12 protein-coding genes and 1 riboswitch are annotated in these 13,333 nt (G+C 71.7%); of the genes, 8 read left to right on the forward strand and 4 right to left on the reverse strand.

What is annotated here, in order from left to right; translation table 11 throughout:
- The first annotated feature begins 78 nt into the window (after positions 1 to 78).
- The 3 genes from ACIQGV_RS25605 (at position 79) to otsB (ending at position 2,587) form a co-directional block, all read left to right on the forward strand.
- A complete protein-coding gene (locus ACIQGV_RS25605) occupies positions 79 to 1,359 on the forward strand; it encodes an ABC transporter substrate-binding protein (RefSeq protein ID WP_402497889.1) in 1,281 nt (426 codons plus the stop codon).
- A gap of 39 nt (positions 1,360 to 1,398) precedes the next feature.
- Positions 1,399 to 1,632 carry a DUF3263 domain-containing protein gene (locus ACIQGV_RS25610; protein WP_402497891.1) on the forward strand — a complete coding sequence of 78 codons (234 nt, stop codon included), beginning with the start codon at positions 1,399 to 1,401 and terminating at the stop codon, positions 1,630 to 1,632.
- Positions 1,633 to 1,717: 85 nt separating this feature from the next.
- Complete coding sequence (gene otsB / locus ACIQGV_RS25615; protein WP_402497893.1) at positions 1,718 to 2,587, forward strand: trehalose-phosphatase; 870 nt, start codon at positions 1,718 to 1,720, stop codon at positions 2,585 to 2,587.
- A 409-nt stretch (positions 2,588 to 2,996) separates the two neighbouring features.
- Here otsB and ACIQGV_RS25620 read toward each other — a convergent pair whose 3' ends face one another.
- On the reverse strand, positions 2,997 to 4,415 hold the full coding sequence (locus ACIQGV_RS25620; RefSeq protein WP_402497895.1) for a trehalose-6-phosphate synthase: 1,419 nt from the start codon (positions 4,413 to 4,415) through the stop codon (positions 2,997 to 2,999).
- A 70-nt stretch (positions 4,416 to 4,485) separates the two neighbouring features.
- The gene (locus ACIQGV_RS25625; RefSeq protein ID WP_402497898.1) at positions 4,486 to 5,430 is read right to left on the reverse strand and encodes a glucosyl-3-phosphoglycerate synthase; all 945 of its coding nucleotides are present in this window, start codon (positions 5,428 to 5,430) and stop codon (positions 4,486 to 4,488) included.
- 168 nt (positions 5,431 to 5,598) lie between these two features.
- A riboswitch (SAM riboswitch) is annotated at positions 5,599 to 5,746 on the forward strand.
- An 18-nt stretch (positions 5,747 to 5,764) separates the two neighbouring features.
- Here ACIQGV_RS25625 and thrC point away from each other — a divergent pair.
- The 5 genes from thrC (at position 5,765) to ACIQGV_RS25650 (ending at position 11,261) form a co-directional block, all read left to right on the forward strand.
- Positions 5,765 to 7,048 (forward strand): threonine synthase, encoded by a 1,284-nt coding sequence (gene thrC, locus ACIQGV_RS25630; RefSeq protein ID WP_402497900.1) that lies wholly within the window; start codon positions 5,765 to 5,767, stop codon positions 7,046 to 7,048.
- Positions 7,045 to 7,320 (forward strand): MoaD/ThiS family protein, encoded by a 276-nt coding sequence (locus tag ACIQGV_RS25635; protein WP_402497902.1) that lies wholly within the window; start codon positions 7,045 to 7,047, stop codon positions 7,318 to 7,320. Before thrC ends, ACIQGV_RS25635 begins: the two co-directional genes overlap by 4 nt.
- A 451-nt stretch (positions 7,321 to 7,771) precedes the next feature.
- Positions 7,772 to 7,978 carry a cold-shock protein gene (locus tag ACIQGV_RS25640; protein WP_019057200.1) on the forward strand — a complete coding sequence of 69 codons (207 nt, stop codon included), beginning with the start codon at positions 7,772 to 7,774 and terminating at the stop codon, positions 7,976 to 7,978.
- 318 nt (positions 7,979 to 8,296) lie between these two features.
- Complete coding sequence (gene groL, locus ACIQGV_RS25645) at positions 8,297 to 9,919, forward strand: chaperonin GroEL (protein ID WP_402497904.1); 1,623 nt, start codon at positions 8,297 to 8,299, stop codon at positions 9,917 to 9,919.
- 214 nt (positions 9,920 to 10,133) lie between these two features.
- A complete protein-coding gene (locus tag ACIQGV_RS25650; protein ID WP_402497906.1) occupies positions 10,134 to 11,261 on the forward strand; it encodes an NADH:flavin oxidoreductase in 1,128 nt (375 codons plus the stop codon).
- Between the two features lie 13 nt (positions 11,262 to 11,274).
- Here ACIQGV_RS25650 and ACIQGV_RS25655 read toward each other — a convergent pair whose 3' ends face one another.
- A complete protein-coding gene (locus tag ACIQGV_RS25655; RefSeq protein ID WP_402497908.1) occupies positions 11,275 to 11,841 on the reverse strand; it encodes a hypothetical protein in 567 nt (188 codons plus the stop codon).
- Positions 11,838 to 13,319 carry a PTS transporter subunit EIIC gene (locus ACIQGV_RS25660; RefSeq protein ID WP_402497911.1) on the reverse strand — a complete coding sequence of 494 codons (1,482 nt, stop codon included), beginning with the start codon at positions 13,317 to 13,319 and terminating at the stop codon, positions 11,838 to 11,840. The genes ACIQGV_RS25655 and ACIQGV_RS25660 overlap by 4 nt, the downstream gene beginning before the upstream one ends.
- Positions 13,320 to 13,333 lie beyond the last annotated feature (14 nt).

Here is a 13,333-nt window from a genome sequence, read left to right on the forward strand (position 1 = left end):
CTTGCATGGTGTAGACCATAATTCGGATAGCGGACACGGGTGAAGAGTGCCCGGCCACGACATGAACAGGGGTGCTCGGTGCAGCGGCGTACGACGGGATGGGTCGCGGTGGTCTCCGCGCTGGGCATGACGGCCGGGCTCGGAGGCTGCGGGGTCGGCGAGGACTCCGGCGGCGTCACCCTCAAGCTGGTCGCCGCCGACTACGGCGACAGCGCGGCCAACAGCTCCCGGAAGTACTGGGACAAGCTCGCCGCCGCCTACGAGGACGACCACCCCGGCGTGAAGATCGACGTCGAGATCCACTCGTGGAACGACGTCGACCGCAAGGTCAAGGAGATGGTCGACGCCGGACAGGCCCCCGACCTCGCGCAGATCGGGGCGTACGCCGACTACGCCGCCGACGACCTTCTGTACACCGCCGACGACCTGCTCTCCATCACCACCCAGGCCGACTTCGCCGGTCAGCTCGCCGACGCCGGCCAGGTCCGCGGACGCCAGTACGGCATGCCCTTCGCCGCCTCCACCCGGCTGCTCTTCTACAACAAGGCCCTGTTCGAGGGAGCCGGGCTCACGCCGCCCACCACCTGGGCGGAGCTGGCCTCCGACGCCGAGGCTCTCGAGGCCGAGGGCGTGACCTACCCGTACGCGCTGCCCCTCGGGTCCGAGGAGGCCCAGGCCGAGACCATGCAGTGGCTGCTCAGCGGGGGCGGCGGCTACACCGACACGCTGGGCACCTTCAGCATCGACTCCACCGAGAACGTCGAGACCTTCACCTGGCTGCGCGACGAGCTGGTCGGCAAGGGCCTGACCGGGCCCGTCGCGCCGGCGAAGCTGAACCGGGCCGACGCCTTCGCCGCGTTCGCCTCCGGCAAGGTCGGCATGCTCAACGGGCACCCCTCGCTGATGAAGATGGCCGCGAGGAAGGGCGTGAAGTTCGGCATGGTGCCGATGCCCGGGGTGGACGGGGAGAACAGGTCGGCCATGGGCGTCGCCGACTGGATGATGGCGTTCAAGAAGAACGGCCACCGGAAGGAGGCCGGCGAGTTCCTCGACTTCGTCTACAGCGAGAGGAACGTCCTCGACTTCTCCCGCGAGTACGACCTGCTGCCGGTGACCAACTCCGCCTCCGAGGCCATGGCCGCCGCGGACGGGGACCAGGACCTCAGGCCGTTCCTCGACCAGCTCGGGCTCGCCGAGTTCTACCCCGTGGGCAAGACGTCCTGGGCGTCGGTCAGTGCCGACGTCAAGAAGAGCGTCGGGAAGGCGGTCGCCTCCGGAGGGAGCCCGTCGGCCGTGCTGGGCGGACTCCAGGCGAAGGCGACCCAGGCGGAGGCCGAGGCCGAGGCGGCCGCCGGCTGACGTGCTCGCGTTGTCGGTGGCCGGGGCTACTGTGCGGGCATGGACACGCAGGACCTCGGGCAGCGGGAGCAGGGCATCCTCGCGCTGGAACGCCGGGGCTTCACCGGCCCCGGCGCGAAGGAACGGGCGATACGCGAGGAGCTGGGGCTGGCGCCGGTGCGCTACTACCAGCTCCTGAACGCCCTGCTGGACGATCCGCGGGCCCTCGCGCACGACCCCGTGACCGTCAACCGGCTGCGGCGGGTGCGGGAGACCCGGCGCTCCGAACGCTGACCCGGTCTCCGCGCGGCCGTGCGAGCCGCGTCCCGCGCCGGTGAGCCGTGCGTGCGCCCGGGGCCGCCTGGATAGGGTCGCCTGTATGGGCAGCCATGAGCACGCTTCGCAGGAACGTCCTACCGACCTGTTGCCGACGCCCGTCACCCCGGCCGGACGCGAGGGGCTCGACGCGCTCCTCGCCCGGCCGGGCAGGGCGGTGATCGCCCTCGACTTCGACGGCACCCTCGCGCCGATCGTGCCGGACCCCGACCAGGCGCGCGCCCACCCCGGCGCGGTGCCCGCGCTGTCCCGGCTCGCGCCCCGCGTGGCGTCGGTCGCCGTCGTCACCGGCCGGCCGGCCGGGGTCGCCGTGCACCACGGGGGGTTCGCCGGGGTGCCCGGACTGGAGCACCTCACCGTGCTCGGGCACTACGGGGCCGAGCGCTGGGACGCGGCCGACGGTGAGGTCACCGCGCCCGAGCCGCATCCCGGGGTCGCCGCCGTGCGGGCGGAACTGCCCGGGGTGCTGGAGGCGGCCGGAGCCCGGCAGGGGACCTGGATCGAGGAGAAGGGGCGGGCCGTCGCCGTCCACACCCGGCGGGCGGAGGACCCCCGGGCCGCGTTCGAGGCGCTGCGGGAGCCGCTCGGGGAGCTGGCCGCCCGCAACGGGCTGATCGTGGAGCCGGGACGCATGGTCCTGGAGCTGCGGCCGCCCGGCACGGACAAGGGCGTGGCCCTTCTGGAGCACGTCCGGGCCGTGGGCGCCGAGTGCGTCGTGTACGCCGGTGACGACCTCGGCGACCTGCCCGCCTACGCCGCCGTCGACAAGCTCCGCTCCGACGGTGTGCCGGGGCTGCTGGTGTGCAGCGGCAGCGACGAGGTCGTCGAGCTGCGGGAGCGGGCGGATGTCGTCGTGGACGGGGCGGAGGGTGTGGTCCGGCTGCTGAGCGCCCTCGCGGCGCGGCTGGGCTGACCGCGGACCGACCGGCGTCCGCCGTGCGGCCGTGTGCGGTGCCTGGGCGCCGCGGACGGGTGCGGGTCGTGGTCGGTCGGTCGCGCAGTTCCCCGCGCCCCTGGGGGGTGGGTTCGGGGCGGTGTCGGCTGGTTGCGCGGTGTCTGCGTTCCTGGGGGGTGGGTTCGGGGCGGTGTCGGCTGGTTGCGCGGTGTCTGCGTTCCTGGGGGGTGGGTGCGGGTCGTGGTCGGCTGGTTGCGCGGTGCCTGCGTTCCTGGGGGGTGGGTGCGGGGCGTGGTCGGCTGGTTGCGCGGTGCCTGCGTTCCTGGGGGGTGGGTGCGGGGCATGGTCGGCCGGTCGCGCAGTTCCCCGCGCCCCTGGGGGGTGGGCGCGGGGCGGCGTCGGGCGGTTGCCTTCGCGCCCGGGGGCGTCAGGTGTCCAGGGCGTTCAGCTGGTCCAGGAACCACCGGCTCGGGGGGAGGGCCGTCGCGGCCTCGGCCAGGCGCTTGGTCCGGCCGGCCCGTTCCTCCGGGGGCATCGACAGGGCCTCGTGCAGGGCCCGGGCCGTACCGACGACGTCGTACGGGTTCACGCCCAGCGCGTCCTCGCCCAGCTCCTCGTACGCGCCGGCCTCGCGCGAGAGCACCAGCGCGCAGCCCCGGTCGGAGACGACGGGGACCTCCTTGGCGACCAGGTTCATTCCGTCCCGGACGGGGTTGACCAGGGCGACGTCCGCCAGCCGGTACGCGGCCAGCGAGCGCGCGAAGTCGTCCTCGACGTGCAGGAGGACCGGGGTCCAGCCGGGCGTGCCGAAGTCGGCGTTGATCTCCTCGGCGACGCGCCGCACCTCCGCCGTGTAGTCGCGGTAGACGGCGAGATCCTGCCGGGAGGGGTAGGCGAAGGCCACGTGGACCACCCGCTCGCGCCACTCCGGGTGCGCGTCGAGCAGGTGCCGGTAGGCGAGGAGGCCGCGGACGATGTTCTTGGACAGCTCGGTGCGGTCGACCCGGACGATCGTCCTGCGGTCCGCACCGCCGATCTCGTCCCGCAGGGCCGTCATCCGCTCGGCCACGTCCTCCCGGTGCGCGCGCTCGCGCAGGAAGTCCGCGTCCGCGCCCAGGCCGTGGACACCCACCCGGGTCCCGCCGAGGCCGCCGGCGAACGCGTCGCAGCACGCCGTGAACGCGTCCGCCCAGCGGCGGGTGAGGAAGCCGAGACGGTCCGCGCCGAGCATGCCGCGCAGCAGCTGGGCGGAGATGTCGTCGGGGAGCATCCGGAAGTACTCCGGAGGGGCCCAGGGCGTGTGGGAGAAGTGTCCGATGCGCAGGTCGGGGCGCAGCTCGCGGAGCATCCCCGGGACCAGGCAGAGGTGGTAGTCCTGGACGACCACCGCCGCGCCCTCGGCGGCCTCCTCGGCGAGCGCCTCGGCGAAGGCCCGGTTGTACGCCTCGTACGACGCCCACTGCGCGCGGAAGCCGGCGTCGAAGACGGGTTCGAGAGGGGTCTGGTAGAGCATGTGGTGGACGAACCACAGGACCGAGTTGGCGATGCCGTTGTAGGCGTCGGAGAAGACCGTCGCGTCGATGTCCAGCATGCGCACCTGCTGCCCGCCGGTGGCGTCGGCGGACAGCCGCCTGCCGCCGTGGGAGCGGCGCACCGCCTCGCGGTCGGCGTCGCCCAGCGCCGCGCAGACCCATACCGCGCCCGCCTCCGGCCCGATCGCCGACAGCCCGGAGACCAGCCCGCCGCCGCCCCGCCGGGCGTGCAGCGAGCCGTCCTCGCGCAGTTCGTACGAGACCGGGCCGCGGTTGGACGCGACCAGCACCTGTGCACCGTGCGTGGGAGCCATACGCCTCAACCTAGCCCGGCCCGGAAACGCTCAAACGTGCGGTTCATCTGTATACGGCCGTCGTCGGGCACTACGCGACCCTGCGGGCCGCGTACTCGGCGATCTCCGCCATCGGCGGACGTTCCTCGGTGTCCACGGAGTAGGTGCGGGCCTCGAAGCCGTCCTCGCCGCGCTCGAACTGGGTGAGGGCCGGGCGGACGAGGTGCCCGCGGGCCAGCCGGAGCTGGGCCGTGCGGTAGATCGCGGCGGCCATGCGGCCGAGGGCCTGGCCGTCCTGGTGGCGGTGCTTGCGCACCCCGACGTCGACCTGGGCGAGGGCGTCCAGGCCCACCAGATGGAGGGAGTCGACCAGCATGCCCAGTTCCACGCCGTAGCCGACGGGGAAGGGCAGCTGTTCGAGAAGACTGCGGCGGGCCGCGTACTCGCCGCCGAGCGGCTGCACGAAGCCCGCGAGCTGGGGCCAGTGCATGTTCAGCAGCGGGCGGGCCATCAGCTCCGTGACCCGGCCCCCCTGGCCCGCGGCGCCGGCCAGGGGACGGTCGTACATCCCCTTGACCAGATCCACCCCGGGGTCGGTGAGGAGCGGGCCGACGATGCCGGAGACGAAGTCGGAGGAGAACTCCTTCAGGTCGGCGTCGATGAAGCAGACGATGTCCCCGCCGGTGACGAGGAGCGAGCGCCAGAGCACCTCGCCCTTGCCCGGGACGGCCGGGATGCGGGGCAGGATCGTGTCGCGGTGGACGACCTTGGCGCCGGCCGCCGCGGCGACCTGCGAGGTGCGGTCGGTGGAACCCGAGTCGACCACGACTATCTCGTCGACCAGGGGGACCTGCTGCATCAGGTCGTGGCGGACGATCGCGACGATGTCGCCGACCGTCTCCTCCTCGTTGAGCGCGGGGAGCACGACGGAGACCGTCAGCCCGGACGCCCGCTTCGCGGCGAGGATCTTGTGGAGCGGGCGGTCGGTCACGGACCAGGAGCGGGTGGTCAGCCAGCGCTCGACTTCTTCCAGCACAGCCTGCGGCTCCTCTGCGTTCTCTCGGCGAGCGGGGGTCTCGGGAAACTCTGTGATCCATCTCGCGGTTCGGACGGCTATCTCAACTGTCCTGGCCTTCGGTTACAGTCTTGAACAACGCTGATGACCATCGCATGTCGGGGGCCGTCGGCGCGGACAACCACATACAGCTCATCCAGAGGGGCAGAGGGAAACGGCCCGATGAAGCCCCGGCAACCCTCCAGTCGGTTCTCCTGACATTCGTGCAGCGAGGCTCCCGGCTAGGGAAGGTGCCAAATCCGTCTCACGACGAGATGCGTCGTGAGGAAGATGAGGAGAAAGGGCCTCGCCTCACATGGCTTCGCAGACTGTTGCAAGCAGCACCGATCCCGTCGTCGACCTCGGTCCCGCAGCGGCCCTGAGCTGTCGCGAGTGCGGACACCGGGTCCCCCTCGGACCCGTCTTCGCCTGCGAGGAGTGTTTCGGGCCGCTGGAGATCTCCTACGACTTCTCCGCGTACGACACCGAGGAACTGCGGAAGCGGATCGAGGCCGGACCGGCGAACATCTGGCGTTACGCCCCCCTGCTTCCCGTCCCGGCGGACGTGGCCGAGAAGCCCAACCTGAACCCCGGCTGGACCAAGCTCGTCAAGGCCGACAACCTGGCGCGCGAGCTGGGTGTCACCGGCGGCCTCTTCGTCAAGGACGACTCCGGCAACCCCACCCACTCCTTCAAGGACCGGGTCGTGGCGCAGGCCCTGGAGGCCGCCCGCGCCTTCGGCTTCACCACACTGTCCTGCTCCTCCACCGGCAACCTCGCCGGTGCCGTCGGTGCCGCGGCCGCGCGTGCCGGTCTCCGCTCCTGCGTGTTCATCCCGCACGACCTGGAGCAGGGCAAGGTCGTCATGGCCGCGGTCTACGGCGGCGAGCTCGTCGGCATCGAGGGCAACTACGACGACGTCAACCGCTTCTGCTCCGAGCTCATCGGCGACCCGGCCGGCGAGGGCTGGGGCTTCGTCAACGTCAACCTGCGGCCCTACTACGCGGAGGGCTCCAAGACCCTCGCGTACGAGATCTGCGAGCAGCTGGGCTGGCGGCTGCCGGACCAGATCGTGGTGCCGATCGCGTCGGGCTCCCAGCTCACCAAGATCGACAAGGGCCTCCAGGAGCTGATCCGGCTCGGGCTCGTCGAGGACCGGCCGTACAAGATCTTCGGTGCGCAGGCCGAGGGCTGTTCGCCGGTGTCGACGGCCTTCAAGGCCGGGCACGACGTGGTGCGGCCGCAGAAGCCGGACACCATCGCCAAGTCGCTGGCCATCGGCAACCCCGCCGACGGGCCGTACGTCCTCGACATCGCGCGCCGCACCGGCGGTGCCGTGGAGGACGTGACGGACGAGCAGATCGTGGACGCGATCAAGCTGCTCGCCCGGACCGAGGGCATCTTCGCCGAGACGGCCGGCGGTGTGACCGTCGGTGTGACGCGCAAGCTGATCGAGAGCGGCGCCCTCGACCCCTCGCTGACCACCGTCGTCCTCAACACCGGTGACGGCCTCAAGACCCTCGACGCGGTGGCCGGCACCGGTCTGACCGCGACGATCCGCCCCAACCTGGACTCCTTCCGAGAGGCTGGCCTCGCATGAGCGTGACCGTCCGCATCCCCACCATCCTGCGCACCTACACCGGCGGTCAGGCCGAGGTCCCCGCCGAGGGCACGACCCTCGCCGAGGTCATCGCCGACCTGGAGAAGAACCACACGGGCATCGCCGCCCGGGTCCTGGACGACCAGGGCAAGCTGCGCCGGTTCGTGAACGTCTACGTCAACGACGACGACGTGCGCTTCGAGCAGGGGCTTCAGACGGCGACTCCGGACGGCGTCGGCGTGTCCATCATTCCGGCCGTCGCGGGCGGCTGATCCCCCTCGCCCATTACCTTCGGTAAGGGCGGTTACCGAGAGTTCATCGAATTGCCCCCTCTGCGAGAGAAGCGGAGGGGGCAATTCTGCATGGTTGAGCGCGGTAAGGTTGGGGAAGCCGCCGTCTTCCGCATGCCGGGCGCATATGAGTTTCGCCAGGGAGTGCGTGGAGAACCGATAGGAAGTCGCCAAAGTGTGTGGCGGATTTGAGCCTTTCGCCCCTCTTTGCCGGGCCCGACTTGCCCGGGGTTCGGGTGAATTCTCGGCAGATTCCCGACCGGTCGCGTCCTGAATTCTCGTCCGATTGACCTGTTGCAGACGGCAGTTGGACAGATACATTCAGCCGCGGTCGACGCGTTCCGGCGCACGCCCCCGGCCAATGGGGGGTGAGGTCTGACCCGGGTCCGCGAAGTGTGGATCTGTGCAAGGGCCAGTAATAGGGGAGTTAGGCATGGCTCAGGGCACCGTCAAGTGGTTCAACGCGGAGAAGGGGTACGGCTTCATCGCGGTCGACGGTGGTGCGGACGTGTTCGTCCACTACAGCGCGATTCAGATGGACGGGTACCGCACCCTTGAAGAGGGCCAGCGGGTCGATTTCGAGATCTCGCAGGGCCAGAAGGGGCCGCAGGCGGACATGGTCCGTCTGGCGACCAGCTGAGGCACGCGTCGACTTACTGCAGCGACGTTCTTCTTCGAAGGGCCCGCACCTCCCGGGGTGCGGGCCCTTCGTCGTGTCCGGGACCTGTTCGCGTCCGGCTGAGCGCCCCGCCCGATCCCCGAGAGCCGCTTGCACTCGATGGGGGCGAGTGCTAATCATTGGCGTTAGCACTCTGAAGGTGAGAGTGACAACGAAGGACCGGGTCGGTGAGGCCCGCAGGCCGGGTGGGGCAAGGAACCACGAGGCCCGCGAGCCGTCCGTCGCGGGCGCGGGCGCGGTCCGAAGGAATCACCCCCAGTCCTGGAGGGACCACTTCACATGGCCAAGATCATCGCGTTCGACGAGGAGGCGCGGCGCGGCCTCGAGCGCGGCATGAACCAGCTCGCGGACGCCGTCAAGGTGACGCTCGGCCCCAAGGGTCGCAACGTCGTCCTCGAGAAGAAGTGGGGCGCCCCCACGATCACCAACGATGGTGTCTCCATCGCCAAGGAGATCGAGCTCGAGGACCCGTACGAGAAGATCGGCGCCGAGCTGGTCAAGGAAGTCGCCAAGAAGACGGACGACGTCGCCGGCGACGGTACGACCACCGCCACCGTCCTCGCCCAGGCGCTGGTCCGCGAGGGCCTGCGCAACGTGGCCGCCGGTGCCAACCCGATGGCCCTGAAGCGCGGTATCGAGAAGGCCGTCGAGGCCGTCTCCGGTGCGCTGCTCGACCAGGCCAAGGAGGTCGAGACCAAGGAGCAGATCGCCTCCACCGCCTCCATCTCCGCCGCCGACACGCAGATCGGCGAGCTCATCGCCGAGGCGATGGACAAGGTCGGCAAGGAAGGCGTCATCACCGTCGAGGAGTCGCAGACCTTCGGTCTGGAGCTTGAGCTCACCGAGGGCATGCGCTTCGACAAGGGCTACATCTCCGCCTACTTCGCGACCGACATGGAGCGCATGGAGGCGTCGCTCGAGGACCCCTACATCCTCATCGCCAACTCCAAGATCGGCTCCGTCAAGGACCTGCTCCCGCTGCTGGAGAAGGTCATGCAGTCGGGCAAGCCGCTGCTGATCATCGCCGAGGACGTCGAGGGCGAGGCCCTGTCGACCCTGGTCGTCAACAAGATCCGCGGCACCTTCCGCTCCGTGGCCGTCAAGGCCCCGGGCTTCGGCGACCGCCGCAAGGCCATGCTCGGCGACATCGCCATCCTCACGGGCGGCGAGGTCATCTCCGAGGAGGTCGGCCTCAAGCTGGAGAACGCGACCCTGGACCTCCTGGGCCGCGCCCGCAAGGTCGTCATCACCAAGGACGAGACCACCATCGTCGACGGCGCCGGCTCCTCGGAGCAGGTGGGCGGCCGCGTGAACCAGATCCGCGCCGAGATCGAGAACAGCGACTCCGACTACGACCGCGAGAAGCTCCAGGAGCGCCTGGCCAAGCTCGCGGGCGGCGTGGCCGTCATCAAGGCCGGTGCCGCCACCGAGGTGGAGCTCAAGGAGCGCAAGCACCGCATCGAGGACGCCGTCCGCAACGCGAAGGCGGCCGTCGAGGAGGGCATCGTCGCCGGTGGCGGCGTGGCCCTGCTCCAGGCTTCCCAGGTCTTCGAGAAGCTGGAGCTCGAGGGCGACGAGGCCACCGGTGCCGCTGCTGTGAAGCTGGCCCTGGAGGCCCCGCTGAAGCAGATCGCCGTGAACGCCGGCCTCGAGGGCGGCGTCGTGGTGGAGAAGGTCCGCAACCTCACCCCGGGCCACGGCCTCAACGCCGCGACCGGCGAGTACGTCGACCTGGTCGCCGAGGGCATCATCGACCCGGCCAAGGTGACGCGTTCCGCGCTGCAGAACGCCGCGTCGATCGCCGCGCTGTTCCTCACCACCGAGGCCGTCATCGCCGACAAGCCGGAGAAGGCCGCCGCGCCGGCCGGCGGCGGCATGCCGGGCGGTGACATGGACTTCTGATCCTCCCGAGGATCGGCACCAGTCCTTTCGTACGAGGGCGGCACTCCCTGTCTGTGGCAGGGGGTGCCGCCCTCGGGCGTGTCCGGGGTCACATCCACGGCCCGGCTGAAGCGGAATACGCGGACCCGTATATGCAGTTACTTAAGAGAGTGCAACAATGCGCGTGCACATACCAGCTGGTCGATACGCGCCCCCCGTCCTGAGGAGCCCCCACGTGACCGTCGCCGAGCCCGCCGCCTCCCGCGCGGCCCAGGTCCTGTCCCGCCCCACCGCGATCAACGGCCTCACCCTCCCCAACCGGATCGTGATGGCGCCCATGACCCGCCAGTTCTCCCCGGGCGGCGTCCCCGGCGAGGACGTGGCCGGCTACTACTCCCGGCGGGCCGCCGCGGGCGTCGGCCTCATCGTCACCGAGGGCACCTACGTCGGCCACGACTCCGCCGGCGAGAGCAACCGTGTGCCCCGCTTCCACGGCGAGGAGCAGCTCGCGGGCTGGGCGAAGGTCGTCGAGGCCGTGCACGCCGAGGGCGGGAAGATCATGCCGCAGCTGTGGCACATCGGCATGGTGCGCAAGCCCGGCCGGCCGCCGTTCGCGGACGCCCCCGCCGTCGGCCCGTCCGGCATCCGCCTCGACGGCACCGAGGGCACGGGCCGGGCGATGACCCGGACCGACCTGGACGACGTCCTCGCCGCCTTCGTCGAGGCGGCCGTGGCGGCCGAGCGCATCGGCTTCGACGGCATCGAACTGCACGGCGCCCACGGCTACCTGCTCGACCAGTTCCTGTGGGCCGGCACCAACCGCCGTGAGGACGCGTACGGCGGTGACGCGGTCGCCCGTACCCGGTTCGCGGCGGAGATCGTGGCGGCCGTGCGCGAGGCCGTCTCCGCGGACTTCCCCGTCGTCTTCCGCTACTCGCAGTGGAAGCAGGACGCCTACGACGCGAGGCTCGCCGAGACCCCCGAGGAGCTGGAGGCGATCCTCACCCCGCTGGCCGAGGCCGGCGTCGACGCCTTCCACGCCTCCACGCGCCGCTACTGGCTGCCGGAGTTCGAGGGCGCGGACCTCAACCTCGCGGGCTGGACCAAGAAGCTCACCGGCAAGCCCGCCATCACCGTCGGCTCGGTCGGCCTGGAGGGTGACTTCCTGGGTGCCTTCGTGGGCGAGGGCGCGCCCGTGGGCAGCCTCGACAACCTGCTGGAGCGGATGGAGCGGGACGAGTTCGACCTGGTCGCCGTCGGCCGGGCGATCCTCCAGGACCCCGAGTGGGCGGCGAAGGTGCTGTCCGGGCGGTTCGACGACCTGCGGCCCTACGACGCGGCGGCGCTGCAGAGCCTGAGCTGACGGCCCGGCGGCCCTACAGGTTGCCCAGCGGCTCGATGTCCACCCGGACCGGGGTGCCCCACACCCTCAGCACCTCGTAGTCGGTGAACTCGTGGACCAGCCGGTACGCCATCGCGGCGTGCGGGCCGCGCCGCTGGGCGGCCAGGTAGAGCTCCGCCTCCCGGCGGTCCCGCCGGGGCGTGCCGCACAGCTGCCACTCCTGGCCGTTCCACAGCTCCGGCAGCCACCGCTGCTGGGGCTGCGGCCGGTCCTCGCGCACCCCGTAGCGGGAGGGCGCGCTCTCCGCCGGCCTCGGCGCGGCGGGCCCGTTGATCTCGGCCCGCCGGGCGGCCCTGCGGCGTGTCTCGCACAGCAGGCACAGGTCCGGGGCCGCCGTGTCGACCGGACCGTTCGGGTGCTCGGCGCAGCGCGTGGCAGGCGCCGCCGTCGTGATGCCCTCCTCCAGCAGCTCCAGCGCGCGCCGCAGGTCCCCCTTCACCTCGTGCAGCTTCGCATCGGGCGTGTCGGTGGTCAGCGCTTCCCCGTGCTCCCCGAGCAGACGAAGCGCCCGGCCGAGGGCGGTGAGCTGGGCGTGGTTCATGGTGTCCCAGGGTAGGAGGTCCGGGCGCCGGACGCGGGGCGGGTCCGGTGCCCGGACCGCCCCAGGCCGAAGGCGTACGTGGCCGCGAAGCCCACCGCGTAGCCGGTGACCAGGCCGCCCGCGTAGATCGCCGCGGTCGCTCCCAGGCCGCGGTTGCCCGCGAGCAGGGGGAAGAGGGCCCATCCCGACGGGCCGATCGCGGTCGCGCCCACCGTGGTGCCGAGCATCGCGAAGAACCCGACGAAGGCGCCTCCGGCCGCGCCGCCCGCGCACGCGGTGAGGAAGGGGCGGCCCAGAGGCAGGGAGACGCCGTAGATCAGGGGTTCGCCGACGCCGAGCAGGCCCGCGGGGAGGGCCGACCTGATCGTCGTCCGCAGGGAAGTGTCGTGGCGCAGCCGGACGTACACCGCGGCCGCGGCGCCGACCTGGCCGGCGCCCGCCATGGCCAGGAGGGGGAGCAGCACGGTGTGGCCCTGCTGCTCGATCAGGGTGGTGTGGAGGGGGATGAGGGCCTGGTGGAGGCCCAGCATCACCAGCGGGAGGAACAGGCCGCCCATGATCAGGCCCGCCACCGCGCCGGTGTTCGTCAGCAGCCAGTCCGCCGCGCCGCCGATGGCCGTCGAGATCTCCCCGGCCGCGTACATGAGGCCGTACAGCGTGGCCAGGCCCGCGGTCAGCACCGTCAGGGCCGGGGTGAGCAGGACGTCGAGGGCCGGGGGCACACGGCGGTGGCACCACTTCTCCACCCGTGTCGCGAGCAGTGCCGCCGCCAGGGCGCCCAGGACGCCGCCCTGGCCGGGGACGAGGGCGAGACCGAGGACCGTCACCTTCGCCACGCCGGGGTAGACGACCACCGCCGCGACGGCCGCGCCCAGGACCGGTGTGCCGCCGAACTCCCTGGCCGTGTTGTGGCCGACGAACACCGCGATCAGCGCCATGAACGCCGACGCGATCGTGCCGATCGCCGGGGTGAGGCCGGGCAGCAGACCGGCGTTGACCAGCAGGCCGTTGACGCCCGCGAGGATGCCGCAGCCGATCAGGGCCGGGATCAGGGGGACGAAGATGTTCGCCACCCGGCGCAGGGCCAGCTTCAGCGGGGTGGCGTTCCTGCGCCGCTGCTCCTCCTTCAACGCCGCCCCGCGCGCGGCGAGTCCGGGCGCCGCGCCTTCCTCCGCCGGTCCGGGCGCCGCGCCTTCCTCCGCCGGTCCGGAGGCGGCGCCTCCTGCCTTCGGCAGCAGTTCCTCCAGCGCCTCCGTCACCCTGTTCACCACGCCCGGCCCCAGCACCACCTGGTACGTGTCGTCGGGGACGACGCCGAGGACCGCCGGGAGCGCGCGCAGGGCCTGTTCGTCGGCGAGGGCGGGGTCGGCCAGGTCCAGGCGCAGCCGGGTCATGCAGTGGGCGACGGAGACGATGTTGGCGGGGCCGCCGACGAGCGGGAGGATCGCGGCGGCCGTGGCACGGGGGTCGGGGTGCATGCCCCGAGCGTGCG

Source organism: Streptomyces sp. NPDC093094 (assembly GCF_044754345.1).
Classification (GTDB): Bacteria; Actinomycetota; Actinomycetes; order Streptomycetales; family Streptomycetaceae; genus Streptomyces.